This window comes from Hylemonella sp. W303a (genome assembly GCF_046452315.1).
Lineage (GTDB): Bacteria > Pseudomonadota > Gammaproteobacteria > Burkholderiales > Burkholderiaceae_C > Hylemonella.
This window is the reverse complement of sequence record NZ_JBKFDG010000004.1, coordinates 327,394-344,956: the sequence shown is the minus strand read 5'-3', so window position 1 is coordinate 344,956 and position 17,563 is coordinate 327,394. Positions and strand designations below refer to the sequence as shown.

Genomic DNA, 17,563 nt, shown 5'->3' with positions numbered 1-17,563 from the left:
GGAAGGGGTGGAAACGAAGGAACGGTCTCGATGGGCGCGCGCTCAAGCCACCGAGGGCAAGACCGGGACCGCAACCGCCTGGACCAAGGAACCGCTGCGCACCAGGGCGATGGCGGCCTGCAAGTCCGGCGTGATGTGGCGGTCATCGTCGAGGTGCGGCACCTGCTGGCGCAGCAACTGGCGCACCGCGGTCAAGGGCGCGCTGGTCTGCAGCGGCGCGTGGAAGTCGCAGCCCTGCGCCGCGCACAACCACTCGATGGCGATCACGGCCATGGCGTTCTCGACCATGGGCAAGAGGCGACGCGCGCCATGCGCGGCCATCGACACATGGTCTTCCTGGTTGGCCGAGGTGGGGATGGAGTCGACACTGGCCGGGTAGGCGCGTTGCTTGTTCTCTGACACCAAGGCCGCGGCCGTGACCTGCGGAATCATGAACCCCGAATTCAGGCCCGGCTTGGGCGTGAGGAAGGCGGGCAGGCCCGAGAGCGCCGGGTCCACCAGCATGGCGATGCGACGCTCGGCCAGCGAGCCGATTTCACAAATCGCCATGGCGATCATGTCGGCCGCGAAGGCCACGGGCTCGGCGTGGAAGTTGCCGCCCGACAGCGCCTCGCCACCCTGGTCATTGCTGAAGATCAGCGGGTTGTCGGACACGCCGTTGGCCTCGGTCTCCAGCAAGGAAGCCGCGTGGTGCAGCAGGTCCAGGCAGGCGCCCATGACCTGCGGCTGGCAGCGCAGGCAGTACGGGTCTTGCACGCGCTCGTCGCCTTGCAGGTGCGAGGCGCGGATGGCACTGCCCGCCAGCAACTGGCGCAGCGCCTCGGCGGTGGCGATCTGGCCCCGGTGCTTGCGCAGCGCATGAATGCGCGGGTCGAAGGGCGCGTCGGAACCCTTGGCGGCATCGGTGGCCAAAGCCCCGGTCAACAAGGCCGACTGAAACAGGCGCTCGGCCTCGAACAATCCGGCCAACGCATTGGCCGTGGAGAACTGCGTGCCATTGAGCAAGGCCAGTCCTTCCTTGGGCCCGAGCGTGACGGGGGCCAGCTCCACGCTGGCGAGGGCCTGAGCGGCAGGCAATCGGCCACTCGGTGTGTCGGCCTCGCCCACGCCGATCATCACGGCCGTCATGTGCGACAGCGGCGCGAGGTCACCCGACGCACCGACCGAACCCTGGGCTGGCACCACCGGGATCACACCGCGCGCCAGCATGGCTTCGAGCAAGGCCAGGGTCGCGGGGCGGATGCCCGAGGCCCCCTGGGCCAGGCTGACCAGCTTGAGCGCCATCATCAGCCGCGTGATCGGCAGCGGCGTGGCCTCACCCACGCCGGCCGCGTGCGAGAGCACGATGTTGCGCTGCAGGGTTTCCAAATCCTCGGCGGGAATGCGCACGCTGGCCAGCTTGCCAAAGCCGGTGTTGATGCCATAGACCGGTTCACCGCGCGCGACGATGCGCGCCACGGTGTCGGCGCTGGCGGCCACGGCAGCGGCGCAGGCGGCGTCCAGGCGCGGTACCGCCCCCCGGTAGATGGCGCGCCAGTGGGCAAGCGGCACGTCGCCGGGCGTGAGCGTGAGGATGGACGGCGTTGGTTGGGTGGTCATGGCATTCCTGTCTAGACAAGTACGGGCGTGAATACGGACGCAAATGAGCGAAGCACGGCTCTGCCGCTTCAGGTGTACACGGGGTTGCCGTCGGCGTGGTAACGGCTGCCCAGCCGGTAGCGGTTGGCCGGATGCAGGCAGCGCACCAGGGTCACGGGCGTGCTGCGGGTCCAGGTTCGGCGGGTCAACAGCAGGCAGGGCTGGGTGGCGGGCATCTGAAGGTGCTGGGCTTGCTCGGCCGTGGGCAGCACCGCGTCGACCACATGCTCAATTTCGTCGAAGGGCACGTTGCGCACCAGGTATTCCGAAGGCTGCTGCTGGCGGAAATCCTGTTGGCCGTAGTCGGGCACCACGCGCGCGTTGACGTAGCGGTCTTCGAGCTGGATGGGCAGGCCGTCCTCGAAGTGCACGCAGACCGAATGGAACACCGATTCACCGGTGCGCACGTCCAGTGCGGCCGCGATGTCCAGCGCCGCCGCGACGCGCTCCACCACCAGCATGTCGCAACGGTAGTCATGACCGCGCGCGCGGATCTCGCTGCCCAGGTTGGCGATCTGCAGCAAGGTGGACTGCGGCTTGGCTTCGGCGACGAAGCTGCCCACGCCCGCCACGCGCACGATGCGGCCCTGCTCGGTCAGCTCACGCAGGGCACGGTTGACCGTCATGCGCGCGATGCCGAAATGCGCCACCAGTTCGTGCTCCGAGGGCAGGCGGTCGCCAGGACGCAGGCTGCCGTCCTGGATCTTGCGGGCGATGTAGTCCTTGACCTGTTGGTAGAGCGCGACCGAGCTGGCGGCGGCGGGAGCGCGTGGACGAGAGGGGGCGGCGGAACGTGACATGCGGTTCAAAGAGTTCAGTGCTCGGCGGCGGCCATGGATTCGGCGCGAATTTCCTCGGTGAGGCGCGCCTTGATGGCCATGAACTCGGGCGAGGTCTTGACCGTGTAGTGGCGTGGGTGCGGAAAGTCCACCGCGATCTCGGTCTTGATGCGGCCGGGGCGCGCGCTGAACACGGCCACTCGGTTGGCCATGAAGATGGCTTCGTCGATGTCGTGGGTCACGAAGAGCACGGTCTTCTGCGCCGACTCCCAGATTCCGAGCAGCAGCTCCTGCATCAGCACGCGGGTCTGGTTGTCCAGCGCGCCGAAAGGTTCGTCCAGCAGCAGGATATTGGGGTCATTGGCCAGCGCGCGCGCGATGGCGGTGCGCTGCTGCATGCCGCCGGAGAGCTGCTTGGGGAAGTGCTGCTCGAAACCGCGCAGGCCCACCTTGGCGATGAAGTAGTCGGAACGTTCCTTCTGCTGCGCCTCGGGCAGGCCGCGCTCGCGCAGGCCGAAACGGATGTTTTGCTCGATGGTGAGCCAGGGAAACAGGGTGTAGCTCTGGAACACCATGCCGCGGTCGGCGCCCGGCCCTTCGACCGGCTGGCCGTCCAGCAGCACCTGGCCGGTGCTGGGCTGGTCCAGGCCCGCGACGATGCGCAGCAGCGTGGATTTGCCGCAGCCCGAGGGGCCGAGGATGGTGACGAAATCGTTCTCGCGCACCTCGAAGTCGATGGGCGTGAGCGCCTGGGTCTGAGTGCCCTGGGGGCTGGTAAAGACGCGCGAGACGCCCTGGATGGACAGCTTCACGGACGAGGTGTTGGATGAATGGGCCGAGGCACTCACAGCGAACTCCAGGCGAACAGGCGGCGGTTGAGGGCCTTGAAGGCGAAATCGGAAATGAGGCCGATCAGCCCGATCACGATGATGCCGAAGATGATCTGGCCCGTGTTGAGCAAGGCCTGGCTGTCGGTGATCATGTGGCCGATGCCCGAGGACGAGCCAATCAGCTCGGCCACGATGACGTAGGTCCAGGCCCAGCCCAGCACCAGACGCAGGGTCTCGGCAATGTCGGGCGCCGCGCCGGGGATCAGCACCCGCTGGACGATGCCTTTGTGACTGGCGCCCAGGGTGTAGGCCGCCTCGACCAGGTCCTTGCGGGCCGCGCCCACGGTGACCGCGACCATGAGCACGATCTGGAACACCGAGCCGATGAAGATGACCAGCACCTTCTGCAGCTCGCCGATGCCCGCCCAAAGGATGAGCAGCGGAATGAAAGCCGAGGCCGGCAGGTAACGGCAGAACGACACAAAGGGTTCGAGAAAGGCTTCGACGCCCTTGTGCGCGCCCATCGCGATGCCCAGGGGCACCGCGATCACGGCCGCCAACAGGAAGCCACCGAAGACCCGCCACACCGTCATGCCGATGTCGTGGATGAAGTTGAACTCGGTGAACAGCAGCCAGCCTTCCCGAGCCATGGTCAGCGGACTGGCCAGGAAGGTGGATGAGACATAACCGCCGAGCGTGAAGAAGGCCCAGACACCGAAGAACACGACGAAGAAGCCCAGGCCCAGCATCCAGCGCGCGCGCGCGCTGACAGGCTGCAGGGGCGCCAGGCCGCGGCGGTGACGCCTGGGCATGGCCGGCATGACGGGAGGCAGGGTCATGGCTTTACTTGATGAAGCGGGTGTCGTACATGGCGTCGTAGTTGTCCGGCAGCTTGCGGATCACGCCGGCTTCCAGCAGGATGGCCGCGGCGTCTTTCATGAAGGCCTGCAGATCACCCGCGAAGAACTTCTGGTTCGCCGCCTTGTCCCGCCAGCGCAGGAACTTGGAGGAGTTGGCGAAGGCCTCGCCGGTCTGCTTGACGGCCGAGCCCATGATCTCGTTGGCCTTGGTTGGGTCCGCCTTGATCATCTCCAGCGCCTCGAAGTAAGAGTTGGCCAGGGCCTGAGCGGCCTTGGGGTTGGCCTTGAGCCAATCGGGGGCGCAGCCGACCGTGTCCATCACCATGGGGTAGTCGAGCGTGGTCGCGAGGATCTTGCCCGCGGCCGGGTTGGCGCGCACGGTCGAGAGGTAGGGCTCGTAAGTCATCGCGGCGTCGTTCTGGCCGGTGACGAAGGCCTGGGCCGAAGCCTGGGGCGACAGCGTGACGGTCTTGACGTCCTTCATGGACAGGCCGTTCTTGCTCAGCATCCAGGCCAGGCCGAAATAGGGGGCGGTGCCGGGTGCGTCCACGCCCACGGTCTTGCCTTTGAGTTCGGCGATGCTCTTGATGTCGTTGCGCACGGCCAGGCCGTCGGCGCCATAGGACTTGTCCAATTGGAAGATCTGCACGATGGGCACGCCATTGGTGTTCCAGGCGACGTGGGTCTCCACCGTCGTGGCGGCGCACTGGATGGCTTGGGCGGCCAGGGCCAGGTGGCGGTCCTTCTGCGGAATCATCTTGATTTCCACGTCCAGGCCGTTCTTCTTGAAGATGCCGGCTTTGTCGGCCAGGGTCAGCGGGGCAAAACCCGTCCAGCCCGACATGCCGAGGGCGATCTTGGTGTCCTGCGCTTGAGCGGCGCTGGCAAGCAGCAGGGCCGAGGCCCAGAGGGCTGCGGATTTCACGAGGGACTTGCGCATACAAATTTCCTTTGCCTGAGAAATGAAGGACCGCTCGCGCGGCACGAAACCCGGCCCAGAGGTCACGCCGACCCAACCTGTCTATACAAGATGGGGCGTACTGAAACGTTCACCCCATCGTCCCCAGACGCTTTCGCGCCAAGACTTAGCACCGGTCCGGTGTATGTTGCCCCAGCCTGGGGCGGTTTCCATGCGGACCTGCACCATCTTGCTGTATAGACAAGCCTGTGCTAGGAAAGGTGCGATCCATTCAGCACAAGGCGTGCCAACCTCAGCCATTCAGGCTCGGGGTCGAGTTCGAATCCGTCCACCTTGCATGCCCGCGCAAGCGGACACGCCTGCAGCTTAGAGATTGGGAGCCAGCAGCCGTTGCAAGGTCTGCTCACTCAGGCCGCGGCGCCGGGCCTGGTCTTGCAACTGGTCCTCGCCGATGCGTCCGACGTTGAAGTACTGGGCCTCGGGGTGCGCGAGGTAAAAGCCCGACACACTGGCGGCGGGCGTCATGGCCAGGCTCTCGGTCAGGCCCATGCCGATCTCCTCGCAGTGCAGCAGCTCGAACATCTCTCGCTTGACGCTGTGGTCCGGGCAGGCCGGGTAACCCGGCGCGGGGCGGATGCCCTGGTACTTCTCGGCGATCATGTCCTCGTTGCTCAAGGCTTCCTGCACGGCATAGCCCCAGAGGTCGGTGCGCACGCGCTGGTGCAGGCATTCGGCGAAGGCCTCGGCCAGTCGGTCGGCCAGGGCCTTGAGCATGATGGCGCTGTAGTCGTCGTGGGCGGCCATAAAGGCCTGTTCCTTCTTCTCGATGTTCAGGCCCGCCGTGACGGCGAACAGGCCCACGTAGTCGGCCACGCCGCTGTCGCGCGGCGCGACGAAGTCGGCCAGGGCGCGGCTGGGACGCATCACCCCGTCGACTTCCTGTTTCTCGGTCTGCTGACGCAGGCCGTACCAGACCAGCGCCTCGTGCGTCCGGCTTTCGTCGGTGTAGAGCGCGATGTCGTCTTCATTGATGCTCTGCGCGGGGTACAGGCCCAGCACGGCGCTGGCCGTCAGCCAGTGGCCCGTGATGATCTTCTGCAGCATGGCCTGCCCATCGGCGTAGACCTTGCGGGCTTGTTCACCCACGACCTCGTCATCCAGGATGGCCGGATAGGCGCCGGCCAAGTCCCAGGTCTGGAAGAAGGGGCCCCAGTCGATGTAACGGGCCAGCTCGGCCAGGTCGAAGTTCTTGAAGACGCGGCGGCCGATGAACTTGGGCTTCACCGGCGTGTAGCCACTCCAGGCGATGGGGGTCTTGTTGGCACGGGCCTGTTCCAGCGGCCACAGCGGCGTCTGCTTCTTGCCCGCGTGCAAGCGCCGCACCTGCTCATAGTCGGCTTGCACCTCGGCGATGTAGTTTTGGGCTTGCTCACCCAGCAGCCCCTGAGCCACGCTCACGCTGCGCGAGGCGTCGGGCACGTACACCACGGGGCCTTCGTAATGCGGCGCGATCTTGACGGCGGTGTGCACCCGGCTGGTGGTGGCGCCGCCGATCAGCAGGGGCGTCTTGCGACTGCGGAAGTGCTCGTCCTTCTGCATCTCGGCCGCGACGTACTGCATTTCTTCCAAGCTGGGCGTGATCAGGCCCGACAGGCCAATGATGTCGGCCGACTCGGCCTTGGCCTTGGCCAGGATTTCATGGGCGGGCACCATCACGCCCATGTTGACCACGTCGTAGTTGTTGCACTGGAGCACGACGGTGACGATGTTCTTGCCGATGTCGTGCACGTCGCCCTTGACGGTGGCGATGACGATCTTGCCGCGCGCGCTCACGTCCTGGCCCGCGGCTTCCTGCTGGCGCTTTTCTTCCTCGATGTAGGGCACGAGGTGGGCCACGGCCTGCTTCATCACCCGCGCGCTCTTGACCACTTGGGGCAGGAACATCTTGCCCGCGCCGAACAGGTCGCCCACGATGTTCATGCCGTCCATCAGCGGGCCTTCGATCACGTGCAGCGGCCGACCGCCCTTGGCCAGAATCTCGCGGTAGACCTCCTCGGTGTCCTCGGTGATGTGCTCGGTGATGCCATGCACCAAGGCGTGACTCAGGCGTTGGGCCACGGGCAGGGCTCGCCATTCGTTCTTCTTGCCTTCGTCCTTGGCTGCGCCCTTGGCGCTCTCGGCGATCTCGACCAGGCGCTCACCGGCGTCCTCTCGGCGGTTGAGCACCACGTCCTCGACACGCTCGCGCAGCACCGGGTCCAGATCGTCATACACGCCCACCATGCCGGCGTTGACGATGCCCATGTCCATGCCGGCCTTGATGGCGTGGTAGAGGAACACCGTGTGAATGGCCTCGCGCACCGGCTCGTTGCCGCGGAAGCTGAACGACACGTTGGAGACGCCGCCGCTGACCTTCGCGCCAGGCAGGTGGTGCTTGATCCAGCGCGTGGCCTCGATGAAGTCGACCGCGTAGTTGTTGTGTTCCTCGATGCCGGTGGCAATGGCGAAGATGTTGGGATCGAAGATGATGTCCTCGGCCGGAAAGTCCACCTCGTCCACCAGGATGCGGTAGGCCCGCTCGCAGATCTCGACCTTGCGCGCATAGGTGTCGGCCTGGCCCTTTTCGTCGAAGGCCATGACCACCGTGGCGGCGCCATAACGCTTGATCAGCCGCGCCTGGCGTTTGAACTCGTCCACGCCCTCCTTCATGGAGATGGAGTTGACGATGCCCTTGCCCTGAATGCAGCGCAGGCCCGCCTCGATCACGCTCCATTTGGAGCTGTCGATCATCACCGGAACACGAGCGATGTCGGGTTCGCTGGCGATCAGGTTCAGGAAACGCACCATGGCGGCCTGGCTGTCGAGCATGGCCTCGTCCATGTTGACGTCGATCACCTGGGCGCCGTTCTCGACCTGCTGACGCGCGACAGCCAGGGCTTCCTCGAACTGGCCGTTCAGGATCATGCGGGCAAAGGCCTTGGAGCCCGTGACGTTGGTGCGCTCGCCAATGTTGACGAAGAGCGAGCCCGGTCCGATGGCCAGGGGCTCCAGGCCGGACAACTTCAAAGGAGGAAGAGAGACTTCAGACACGGCTCACCTGCGAAAAGACGGGGTCAGGTGAGCGTCGTTGCGGAAAGTAGGCTCCAAGCCTGACGCACATGGCGTGCGCTGCAACGCTCCTTGGAGGATGCGCGATTTTAAGGGGCGGCAGTGGCCGGCAGGCCGAACACTTTGTCGAAGGCCCAGGTGAAGGCGAAGGTGTAGCCCAGAAAGAACAGCACCAGCCCCAAATCCATCACCAAGGCGTGCCACAGGCCGACGTCCAACCACCAGGCGATCAAGGGCACCAGCATCAGCACCAAGCCGCCCTCGAACATGAGCGCATGTACCACGCGCCGCGCAAGGCCCCGACCGCGCACCGACTGGCGGGACTCCCAACGCTCAAAGGCATGGTTGAACACAAGGTTCCAGAGCACCGCCGTGACCGAGCAGGCCACGGACAGCGCGCTGGCGCGCCCGACACCTTGGCCCGAGGCCAGGGCGAAACCCACGGTGCATATAGCGATGGCGATGGCCTCGTAGAGACCGACATAGACGATCTTGCGTCGAATACCTTGCATGGGAACTTTCTGTAGGGGTTCAGGCGGCCTCGACCGGAATCACGCGGCGTGTTGGGCGGGGCTCTGCTTGAACGGCACGCGCGCGCAATTGACCACAGCCACCGTCCACGTCCTGCCCGGCCGACTGGCGCAGCTTGGTCAGGATGCCGCGCTGGTGCAGTCGGCGCGCCATGGCCACCGCGGCTTCCCGCGCGGGACGCCGGTAAGGCAGGTCGTCCACCGCGTTGTAGGGAATGAGATTGAGTATGGCGTACTTGCCCTGCAGCAGGCGCACCAGCCCCTCGATTTCCTCGTCGCCGTCATTGATACCTTCGAGCAGCGTCCATTGGTACTGGATGGGGTAGTCGGTGAGCCGCGCGTAACGCTCACCCGCGTCCACCAGCTCCTCGGGCGTGAGGCGCGGCGCACGCGGCAGCAGCTGCGCGCGCAAGTCGGCCCGCGTGGTGTGAAGTGACAGGGCCAGGGCGGGGCGCACCTGGTCGGCGCACCGGCTTTGCAAGGCCTCGAACACCCGCGGATCACCCACCGTGGAGAACACCAGGTTCTTGTGCCCGATGTCCCCCGCTGTGCCCAGCAGATCGATGGCCTCGAGCACGTTGTCCAGGTTGTGCGCCGGTTCGCCCATGCCCATGAAGACGACGCGGCGCACGGTGGCACGGGCGCGGGCCAGGGCCACCTGGGCGACGATCTCGGCGCTACCGAGCTGACGGATCAAGCCCGTGCGACCGGTCATGCAAAAGACGCAGCCCACGGCACAGCCCACTTGGGTGGAAACGCACAGCGTGGGGGTGCGCTGTCGAGAGTCCGCCGTGGGCATGAGCACGCTCTCCACCAACTGACCATCGGCCAGCGCCACGACCTGGCGCCGCGACCCGTCCTCACCGGGATGTTCGGCGTGCAGCGTCGCCAGCGCGGCCAGATCGCGTGTGATTTCCGGCAAAGCGGCGCGCAGTGATGCCGGCAGGAAGTTCTCGATCGGCCGCGGGCCATCGTCTTGCGGCTTGGCCTGAGACCAAAGCCGCAGGACGCGGTATTCGTGACGGGGATTGGCACCCAGCGCCCGCAGACGCCGGCGCAGGGTTTCGATCTGCATGGGCGGGAAGCGGAGCCCCGAGAGTGGGGCTCCGAACCCTTTAGCTTACCTGTTTGGCGCTCGACCGGCTGGACGAGGTGCGCACGCTCCAGAACATGGTCACGGCCAGAATGCCCACCACCACCGCCAGGGAAACGGCGACCGGGATCTTGTAGATGTCGATCAGCATCATCTTCGTGCCGATGAAGACCAAGACCACGGCCAGGCCATAGTTCAGCAGATGGAAGCGGCTGGCCACGGCCTGCAGCAGGAAGAACATCGCACGCAGGCCCAGGATGGCGAACACATTGCTGGTGAGCACGATGAACGGGTCCTGCGTGATCGCGAAGATGGCGGGAATCGAATCCACCGCGAAGATCACGTCGGTCAGGCCGACCAAGGCCACCACCATGAGCAGGGGCGTGGCAATGCGCTTGCCGTTCTCGATGGTCCAAAACTTCTCACCATCAAAACCCTGGCTCACCGGCATGATGCGACGCAGCAGGCGCAACGCGGGGTTGTCGTCCAGGCTGCCCTCCTTGCCTGCGGCCCACCACATCTTGATGCCGGTCAGCACCAGGAAGCCGCCAAAGACATACAAGATCCAGTGGAACTGCGCCAGCAACCAACTGCCCGCGAGGATCATCACCGTGCGCAGCACGATGGCACCAATGATGCCGATCATCAGCACCCGCTTCTGGTACATGGGCGGCACCGCGAAATAGGTGAAGATCATCAGGAAGACAAAAATGTTGTCGACCGCCAGGCTCTTTTCGATGAGGTAGCCCGTTAGGAACTCCAGCGACTTCTCATGGGCCAGGGCGCTTGAACCCGAGGTGTCGAACACCGCCCACCAGAGCAAGCCGTTGAAGATGAAGCTCAGGGCGATCCAGATCAAGGACCAATTCAGGGCTTCCTTGACGCCCACCTCGTGGGCCCCCTGTTTTCTGAGAACGACGAAGTCGACGAAGAGGGCCGCCAAAACGAAGGCGACAAAAACGATCCACAGCCAGAGTGGCGCAATGCTTTGCATGAGTAAGACCTCGGTTGCAGTGTTGAACAACACCCGCAAGGTCTTGCCTGACCCGGGCGTGGTGCCCGGGCCGAAATCCCGGCCGCGTTGAAGCGGCGTACTGACGGGACCCCGTCGACCTGTTCCAGCGTTGCGCCGGACCGGTCGCTTGACTACTCCCCTTGATGGGAGTCGCGATTGTGCCGTCGCGCCGAAACCCCCAAACGGTGTGGGGTCAGGCAGCTTCTCGGTAGAACGGCCCGGAGGCGTTCAGAGCGCGAGCCGCCATGGGCACCATGGCCTGTCGGATCGCGCCGATGTGCTCGGGCGTCGTTCCGCAGCAGCCGCCGACGATGTTCACCAGCCCCTCGGCCGCGAACTCGTGCAACAAGCGGCTGGTGACATCGGGTGTCTCATCGAAACCGGTGTCACTCATGGGATTGGGCAGGCCGGCGTTGGGGTAGCAACTGATGAAGGTGTCCGGCGCTGCCTTGGCCAATTCCTGGATGTAGGGACGCATCAGCGTCGCGCCCAGCGCGCAATTCAGTCCTATCGCCAGGGGTCGGGCGTGCCGCACGCTGTGCCAAAAGGCCGTGACGGTCTGGCCGCTGAGGATGCGGCCTGAGGCATCGGTCACCGTGCCGCTGATGAGGATGGGCAAGCACTCCCCGGTGGCTTCGAAGGCCTCGTCGATGGCGAACAGCGCGGCCTTGGCGTTCAGCGTGTCAAAAATGGTCTCGACCAGCAGCACATCCGAACCGCCCTCGATCAGAGCGACGGTCTGCTCGAAGTACGAGGCACGCAACTCTTCGAAGTCAACATTGCGAGCACCCGGGTCGTTCACGTCGGGGCTGATGCTGGCCGTGCGCGGGGTCGGGCCCAGGGCGCCCGCGACATAACGCGGCTGCTGGGGCGTGCTGAACTTGTCACACGCGGCACGGGCCAGGCGCGCCGACGCCAGGTTCATCTCGCGCGCCAAACCTGCCATGTCGTAGTCGGACTGGGCAATGCGGGTGGCGCCGAACGTGTTGGTTTCGATCAGATCGGCGCCCGCTGCAAGGTATTTCTCGTGAATGGCGGAGATCACATCCGGCCGGGTGAGCGAGAGCAGCTCGTTGTTGCCCTTGAGGTCACGCGGAAAGTCGCCAAAGCGGGCCAGCGCCTCGGCGGGACCGCCCTCGCCACGGTACTGCATCTCGCTCAGCTTGAAACGCTGGATCATGGTGCCCATCGCGCCGTCGAGGATGGCGATGCGTTGTTTGAGCGTGCCAGGCAGTTCACGGGCGCGGGTGTAGACGATCGGTTTCATGGGTCGCATTGTAGGGAGGCGACAATCGGGCGATAGCCCGGACCCCCTCTTGAACGCGCCGCACCCTCCCCTGAACGACACACCGACCGCGCGCATCCTGCGCGACGTGTTTGGCTACGCGGCTTTTCGTGGACCGCAACAAGCCATCGTGGAGCACGTCACCGCCGGAGGCGACGCGCTGGTACTCATGCCCACGGGTGGCGGCAAGTCGCTCTGCTACCAGATTCCAGCCATCGCGCGTCAGCAGGCTGGGATGGGCGTGACCATCGTGGTCTCGCCTCTGATCGCGCTCATGCACGATCAGGTTGGAGCGCTGCACGAGGCGGGGGTGGAGGCGGCTTTCCTGAATTCCAGCCTGGGCGGGGAAGAAGCCGCGCAGGTGGAGAAACAGCTGCTGCGCGGCGAGTTCACCCTGCTCTACGCCGCGCCCGAGCGTCTGACCACGCCGCGCTTCCTGGCCCTGCTGGATGCGTTGCGTGAACGCGGGCAACTGGCCCTGTTCGCGATTGACGAAGCCCATTGCGTGAGCCAGTGGGGCCACGACTTCCGGCCCGAGTACCGCGCCCTGAGCGTGCTGCACGAACGGTTTGCCGGCGTGCCGCGCATCGCCCTGACCGCCACGGCCGACGCGCTGACGCGCGCGGACATCGTGGAGCGGCTCCAGCTGCAGGAGGCTCGGCAATTCGTCAGCAGCTTCGACCGCCCCAACATCCGCTACACCATCGTCGAGAAAAAAGACGGCCTGACACAATTGCTGCGCTTCATTGAACGCGAGCACGAAGGCGAGGCGGGCATCGTCTACTGCCAGTCGCGCAAGCGGGTCGAGGAAGTAGCGCGGCAACTGGTGGACGCGGGCATCCACGCTCTGCCCTACCACGCGGGCCTGGATGCCTCGGTGCGCCAGCGTCACCAAGACCGCTTCCTGCGCGAGGAAGGTCTGGTGATGGTGGCGACCATCGCCTTCGGCATGGGCATCGACAAGCCCGACGTGCGCTTCGTCGCCCATCTGGACATGCCCAAGAACATTGAGGGCTATTACCAGGAGACCGGTCGCGCCGGCCGCGACGGTGAACGGGCCGACGCCTGGATGGTTTACGGCTTGCAGGACGTGGTCAACCAGCGCCGCATGATCGACGAGAGTCCAGCGGCCGAGGAATTCAAACAAGTGCTGCGCGGCAAGCTCGACGCCCTGTTGGCGCTGGCCGAGGCCACCGACTGCCGCCGCGTGCGCTTGCTGCATTACTTCGACGAAAGCTCAGCGCCCTGCGGAAACTGCGACAACTGCCTGAACCCACCTGCGATTCGGGACGGCACCGAGCTGGCGCGCAAGCTGCTCTCCTGCATCTACCGCGTGCAGCAAGCCAACGGCCTCAGTTTCGGCGCGGGCCATCTGATGGACATCCTGCGCGGCAAGGACACCGACAAAGTGCGGCAATATGGTCATGAGCGCCTGAGCACCTTTGGGATCGCAAGGGATGCCAGCGAAAGCGAGTTGCGCGCCGTGCTGCGCCAACTGATTGCCATCGGCGCGGTGGCCGTGGACGCCCAGGCCTTCAATACTTTGCGGCTGACCGAGGCGTCGCGCGCGGTGCTCAAAGGCGAAGTGCCGGTGCGGCTGCGCGAATCGGTGGCGGACTCAACGCCCACCCGCAACCGCAGACGAGCGACGGTGAGCGCCCCAGCAGCGCAAGACTTGGACGTGGATGCCCAAGCACGGTTCATCAACCTCAAGGCCTGGCGTTCCGAAGTGGCCCGCGCGCACAACCTACCGGCTTATGTGATCTTCCACGACGCCACCTTGGCGGAAATCGCCCGTCGCCAGCCCCGCAGCCTGGACGCCCTGCAGGAAATCGGCGGCATTGGCGCACGCAAGCTGGACGCTTACGGAGAAGATGTGCTGCGTGTCTGCGCAGACCACTGAAAAGCAGAAATGGGTAAATTTTTCCCAGAAACCAAGAAATAAAGAAACCGATACCAATCTGACAAGCAAACTCGGAAAGATTGCAAGCCAGTTCCCAGACCTTGCGCTTAAGCTGCGGCCCATGAAATCCCTGCACCGCTTTTTCACGGAGCATCCCGCCAGCGTGGGCGAAAGTTATCTGCAGCACCTGTGCGCCGCGCTTTCCTTCGCCGGCCCCTTGCTGATCGCTGCTGTCTGCGCGACCTTGCACGCCATGCTGCCGGGTCTTTTCCCTCGGACGGCAAGCCAGATCGTCGCGCGCTTGCATGTCCGCATGGTCACGCACCGGACACGGATGAGCACGAACGCGAGCACGCCCCGAGATTGAAAGAGTTTCGAACAGAGGCCCAAACCTAAGCCCTTTTGGGGTGGCCATGGGGGTTACGCGGTGCAGGCAATGGATTGAACCCGAGGCCCCACCTGAACTTGCAGGGTTCGTGCGGACTCGCCGCCCTTTTGGGCTCGGTTAGAATGTTTCGCGTCCCTACGAGTCGATCACGAGGAAACCCATGTCCGAGCATCAGTCCCCCGCCACCCACGATCCGATTGAACAGATCGCGCACACCGCTCCGGTGGTCATTCCCGTTCTGGGCGGCTTGTTGATTTTCCTGCTGGCCTTCATCGCCGTGTTCATGGCCTGAAGCTAACGCCGCAGGATCAAAAAGGGGACCTTGAAGGTCCCCTTTTCATTTGGGCTTGCAGGTCAGGTGTGTGAGCACCCGACCGAGTGGCAGCACCGAAGATCAGCGTGCCAACTCCATCCCTCGACTGGCGCGAACACCCGCAGTTTCATGCAAGCTCAGCACCACGGCCTGTGGCTGCAGACCGGCCGGCAGAATCAGCTTGCCATCCATTTTGATGTAGCGCGCCACGCGCAGGCGGTAGTTGGGATCGGAAGCACTCTCGGAAGTAATGACCTGCTGCTCGGGCCGCCCGTCCTTGAGCCCCAGCACGAGGAATTCAAAGCGACCCTCGAAAAGGCGCCCATTGTTGACCAGCTCAAAGGAGTAGTTGAGCTGCCCTGGAACAGCGCCATTGCGCGCGACTTGCAGGGTCTGGACTTGCAACCCTTCCAATGAATGCGATGCCAGCACGTCGGCCAGAGGTTGCGTGCCATCGGCCTCGCGAGGCTGCGGTGCTGGGGAGGCCGCAGAGACAGCCGGCTTGTCGGGGATGGCGACGGCTTGTGGCACGCCGTCCACCTCCAACTGCGTGGAATAAGCAAGGTCACCACTGCCGGACAGGCCAGGCTGGTAATAACGCCCCGCGTAGAAGCTGATGGTGCACAACACCACGACGAGGCACAGCTTGAAAAAAGACCGCGCCCAGGCTTTCCAGAGTGGGATGGGGTCTGTGATGACGATGCTAGGCGTCATCTCGGAAAATATGGTGCGCTTGGACGAAGAAGACACGCTGTTGAGACTTTCGATGGCTAGGCTCACCCGCCGGATTCGTAGATTTGCTATTTTGGCGCCGGGGGGCAAGCCCTTGACAAATCGACCCCTGATCCAACGACGTCGTTATTCTCACGCAGAGAGGGCCGCGCGGTCTAGTAAACAAGCGTAAAAAACAAAAGCCACCGGCTTGCGGTGGCTTATCGAAGGGGTTGGCAGGTGCCCAGATCGCCCGCCCCTTTTCGGCACATGCCCCAGGGGCTTCGAAGCCAGGCCCGTGTAGCGCACGAACCGGCCGAAGTGATCATTCGTTCCAGATGCGGCGGCTCAGGCGGGACAGACGCGCCGCGACTTCAGGACGCAGGCCACGGGCCGCAGCCAGAGCCGAGACGAACTCTGCGGCATTGATGTCCAGGGCGGAGTTGCTCTTGCCACCCTGACCCAGTTCGGGACCCTGGCCACCGCCAAACCCGGTCTCGCCCAGACTGCTCTTCAGGGCAACGGGGCTTTTGACCGCGTCCAAGGCGACTTCCTCGCGCAGCACAGCGGCGCGAATGTCAGCCATGACGCGCGGATCCTTGTGCGCCAGGGCCCACAGGCGCTCGTCGGCGCGGCGGTGCGCCACGGTGCGGGACCAGCTGTCCAGACCCCGGGTCAGGCGACCCGCAAGGCTGCGCGCCGTGGGCGCCAGCAGAGCGACAGCCGAAAAGCCAACCACCCAGGTCAACACCCATGCCGCCATCAAGTGGCCATCGGCCCAGGTGTCCACGAGCTGGTCCGTGACCACGAGCAGGGTGGCCACCATCGCCGCCAGCAGAACGACTGCCAGACCGCGCGAGGCACTCAGATTCTTGCGCAGGCGGGTCGCGAGGTGACCAGCGGCCTCGACCGTACGCTCAAGGCGCTCGGCACCCGGATGGCTGCGGGGATAGTCCAGATGAATGAAGCTGTTGGTTGTCATGGTGATTCCCTACGAAGTTGCTTTGATGTGGCGATTGGATTGGTCGCAATACTAGGGTTTTCTCTGATGCTGCTCAACTTTATATTGTTGATATTTGGTATTCATATTGGTGATGTACTGCGGAGCCAAACTTCCCATGCCCGAACAGCTCAACTTCCGCACGCTCGATCTCAACCTCCTGCGGGTTTTTAACGAAGTCATGACCGAGCGCAGCTTGACAAAGGCCGCGTCAAAGCTTGCGCTCACTCAGCCGGCTGTTAGCAATGCTTTGCGCCGCTTGCGTGATGCACTGGGTGACGAGCTGCTGCGCCGCAACGGCCAGGGCCTGGAGCCCACGCCTCGCGCCATGGCCCTGTGGCCGGCCGTGCAGCAAGCCTTGCGCCAGCTCCAGGAAACCCTGGCGCCAGGACACTTTGTCCCCGGCGAGGCCACAACGACTTTCGTGCTGGCGATGGCCGATGCCACCGCGGCCGAGCTGATCCCTGGACTGGTCCAAGTTCTAGATCAGGAAGCACCGGGCGTCTCCATCCGCGTGGTTCCGCTGACCACGCGCGATCCGCGCCGTCTGTTGGACGAAGAAGGCGCCGATTTGGCCGTCGGCTATTTCCCGGCGGTGATGGCCGGCTTGACGGCGCAAGCCCAGGCCGGAGAAACCGTGCCTTACGAGCACCAGCGTCTTTACTTGAGCCGATATGTCTGCGTCATGCGCCGCGGTCACCCGCTCGCCGAGCAGGAATTGACCCTCGATCGGTACTGCGCGGCACGTCACCTGCTGGTGACGTTCTCGGGAAGACCCTGGGGCTTCATCGATGAGGCACTGCAGGGATTGGGGCTACGGCGCAACATCGTGCTCACCGTCAATCAGTTCTTCACCGCAGGGCGCGTGGTGGCGGGCTCCAATCTGCTGACGGTCCTGCCCCAGCACTTCGTGAACGCCACGGGCATCGCCGACCATCTGGTGCTGCGCGAACTGCCCTTCGCCGTTCCCGCCATCCACGTGGACGCGCTCTGGCACCGGCGGCTGCGCCACCATCCGGCCCACACATGGCTGCGCGGAGTGATGACCCGCTTGCCGCCCCAAGGCGTCGCTGCGCCCTCACCCGCACTTTCTTGACCCAGCGCAAAAAAGCCTCGCGAAACCTGCTCATCATCCAAAGCCTGGCTGATACTCTCGGCTTGGAGACAATTGATCCGGCGACCCACGCCGGC

General features: G+C 64.7%; 16 protein-coding genes and 1 riboswitch. Of the genes, 4 read left to right on the top strand and 12 right to left on the bottom strand.

The window, feature by feature from the left end; translation table 11 throughout:
• Window positions 1-42 precede the first annotated feature (42 nt).
• The 10 genes from hutH to ACLBKS_RS09975 form a co-directional block, all read right to left on the bottom strand.
• Window positions 43-1,599, bottom strand: a complete 1,557-nt coding sequence (gene hutH / locus ACLBKS_RS10020; protein ID WP_410192658.1) for a histidine ammonia-lyase — start codon at window positions 1,597-1,599, stop codon at window positions 43-45.
• Between the two features lie 68 nt (window positions 1,600-1,667).
• Window positions 1,668-2,438, bottom strand: coding sequence for a histidine utilization repressor (gene hutC, locus ACLBKS_RS10015; protein WP_410192657.1), 771 nt, complete (start codon window positions 2,436-2,438; stop codon window positions 1,668-1,670).
• A gap of 14 nt (window positions 2,439-2,452) precedes the next feature.
• Window positions 2,453-3,265, bottom strand: a complete 813-nt coding sequence (locus ACLBKS_RS10010) for an ABC transporter ATP-binding protein (RefSeq protein WP_410192656.1) — start codon at window positions 3,263-3,265, stop codon at window positions 2,453-2,455.
• Window positions 3,262-4,086 (bottom strand): ABC transporter permease, encoded by an 825-nt coding sequence (locus ACLBKS_RS10005; RefSeq protein ID WP_410192655.1) that lies wholly within the window; start codon window positions 4,084-4,086, stop codon window positions 3,262-3,264. The genes ACLBKS_RS10010 and ACLBKS_RS10005 overlap by 4 nt, the downstream gene beginning before the upstream one ends.
• Before the next feature lie 4 nt (window positions 4,087-4,090).
• A complete protein-coding gene (locus ACLBKS_RS10000) occupies window positions 4,091-5,047 on the bottom strand; it encodes an ABC transporter substrate-binding protein (RefSeq protein ID WP_410192654.1) in 957 nt (318 codons plus the stop codon).
• A gap of 345 nt (window positions 5,048-5,392) precedes the next feature.
• Window positions 5,393-8,116: a methionine synthase gene (metH, locus tag ACLBKS_RS09995; protein ID WP_410192653.1), complete on the bottom strand. Its 2,724-nt coding sequence runs from the start codon at window positions 8,114-8,116 to the stop codon at window positions 5,393-5,395.
• A 22-nt stretch (window positions 8,117-8,138) separates the two neighbouring features.
• A riboswitch (S-adenosyl-L-homocysteine riboswitch) is annotated at window positions 8,139-8,214 on the bottom strand.
• A gap of 9 nt (window positions 8,215-8,223) precedes the next feature.
• On the bottom strand, window positions 8,224-8,646 hold the full coding sequence (locus tag ACLBKS_RS09990; RefSeq protein ID WP_410192652.1) for a PACE efflux transporter: 423 nt from the start codon (window positions 8,644-8,646) through the stop codon (window positions 8,224-8,226).
• Window positions 8,647-8,665: 19 nt separating this feature from the next.
• Window positions 8,666-9,739 carry an RNA methyltransferase gene (locus tag ACLBKS_RS09985; RefSeq protein WP_410192651.1) on the bottom strand — a complete coding sequence of 358 codons (1,074 nt, stop codon included), beginning with the start codon at window positions 9,737-9,739 and terminating at the stop codon, window positions 8,666-8,668.
• A gap of 40 nt (window positions 9,740-9,779) precedes the next feature.
• Window positions 9,780-10,751, bottom strand: a complete 972-nt coding sequence (locus ACLBKS_RS09980) for a TerC family protein (protein WP_410192650.1) — start codon at window positions 10,749-10,751, stop codon at window positions 9,780-9,782.
• A gap of 214 nt (window positions 10,752-10,965) precedes the next feature.
• Entirely contained in the window at window positions 10,966-12,039 is a 1,074-nt protein-coding gene (locus tag ACLBKS_RS09975; RefSeq protein ID WP_410192649.1) for a homocysteine S-methyltransferase family protein, read from the bottom strand.
• Between ACLBKS_RS09975 and recQ the strand changes: the two genes are divergently transcribed.
• From recQ to ACLBKS_RS09960, 3 genes are all read left to right on the top strand, one after another.
• Window positions 12,038-13,960, top strand: coding sequence for a DNA helicase RecQ (recQ, locus tag ACLBKS_RS09970; RefSeq protein WP_410192648.1), 1,923 nt, complete (start codon window positions 12,038-12,040; stop codon window positions 13,958-13,960). The genes ACLBKS_RS09975 and recQ overlap by 2 nt on opposite strands.
• Complete coding sequence (locus ACLBKS_RS09965) at window positions 13,941-14,327, top strand: DUF6356 family protein (protein WP_410192647.1); 387 nt, start codon at window positions 13,941-13,943, stop codon at window positions 14,325-14,327. The genes recQ and ACLBKS_RS09965 overlap by 20 nt, the downstream gene beginning before the upstream one ends.
• Window positions 14,328-14,508: 181 nt before the next feature.
• The gene (locus ACLBKS_RS09960) at window positions 14,509-14,640 is read left to right on the top strand and encodes a hypothetical protein (protein WP_006299103.1); all 132 of its coding nucleotides are present in this window, start codon (window positions 14,509-14,511) and stop codon (window positions 14,638-14,640) included.
• Between the two features lie 102 nt (window positions 14,641-14,742).
• Here the strand turns inward: ACLBKS_RS09960 and ACLBKS_RS09955 are convergent, their stop codons facing one another.
• The gene (locus ACLBKS_RS09955; protein ID WP_410192646.1) at window positions 14,743-15,375 is read right to left on the bottom strand and encodes a DUF6776 family protein; all 633 of its coding nucleotides are present in this window, start codon (window positions 15,373-15,375) and stop codon (window positions 14,743-14,745) included.
• 322 nt (window positions 15,376-15,697) lie between these two features.
• Window positions 15,698-16,354: a hypothetical protein gene (locus ACLBKS_RS09950; protein ID WP_410192645.1), complete on the bottom strand. Its 657-nt coding sequence runs from the start codon at window positions 16,352-16,354 to the stop codon at window positions 15,698-15,700.
• Window positions 16,355-16,490: 136 nt separating this feature from the next.
• Here ACLBKS_RS09950 and ACLBKS_RS09945 point away from each other — a divergent pair, with 136 nt between their 5' ends.
• Window positions 16,491-17,468, top strand: a complete 978-nt coding sequence (locus ACLBKS_RS09945; protein WP_410192644.1) for a LysR family transcriptional regulator — start codon at window positions 16,491-16,493, stop codon at window positions 17,466-17,468.
• Window positions 17,469-17,563 lie beyond the last annotated feature (95 nt).

What these genes read in the sequence shown, in the direction of transcription:
- ACLBKS_RS09960 (WP_006299103.1), top strand. Translation starts at nt 14,509, where the DNA reads ATGTCCGAGCATCAGTCCCCCGCCACCCACGATCCGATTGAACAGATC.
- ACLBKS_RS09950 (WP_410192645.1), bottom strand. Translation starts at nt 16,354, where the DNA reads ATGACAACCAACAGCTTCATTCATCTGGACTATCCCCGCAGCCATCCG.
- ACLBKS_RS09980 (WP_410192650.1), bottom strand. Translation starts at nt 10,751, where the DNA reads ATGCAAAGCATTGCGCCACTCTGGCTGTGGATCGTTTTTGTCGCCTTC.
- ACLBKS_RS09975 (WP_410192649.1), bottom strand. Translation starts at nt 12,039, where the DNA reads ATGAAACCGATCGTCTACACCCGCGCCCGTGAACTGCCTGGCACGCTC.
- hutH (WP_410192658.1), bottom strand. Translation starts at nt 1,599, where the DNA reads ATGACCACCCAACCAACGCCGTCCATCCTCACGCTCACGCCCGGCGAC.
- recQ (WP_410192648.1), top strand. Translation starts at nt 12,038, where the DNA reads ATGGGTCGCATTGTAGGGAGGCGACAATCGGGCGATAGCCCGGACCCC.
- hutC (WP_410192657.1), bottom strand. Translation starts at nt 2,438, where the DNA reads ATGTCACGTTCCGCCGCCCCCTCTCGTCCACGCGCTCCCGCCGCCGCC.
- ACLBKS_RS09955 (WP_410192646.1), bottom strand. Translation starts at nt 15,375, where the DNA reads ATGACGCCTAGCATCGTCATCACAGACCCCATCCCACTCTGGAAAGCC.
- ACLBKS_RS09985 (WP_410192651.1), bottom strand. Translation starts at nt 9,739, where the DNA reads ATGCAGATCGAAACCCTGCGCCGGCGTCTGCGGGCGCTGGGTGCCAAT.
- ACLBKS_RS10000 (WP_410192654.1), bottom strand. Translation starts at nt 5,047, where the DNA reads ATGCGCAAGTCCCTCGTGAAATCCGCAGCCCTCTGGGCCTCGGCCCTG.
- ACLBKS_RS10005 (WP_410192655.1), bottom strand. Translation starts at nt 4,086, where the DNA reads ATGACCCTGCCTCCCGTCATGCCGGCCATGCCCAGGCGTCACCGCCGC.
- ACLBKS_RS09945 (WP_410192644.1), top strand. Translation starts at nt 16,491, where the DNA reads ATGCCCGAACAGCTCAACTTCCGCACGCTCGATCTCAACCTCCTGCGG.
- ACLBKS_RS09990 (WP_410192652.1), bottom strand. Translation starts at nt 8,646, where the DNA reads ATGCAAGGTATTCGACGCAAGATCGTCTATGTCGGTCTCTACGAGGCC.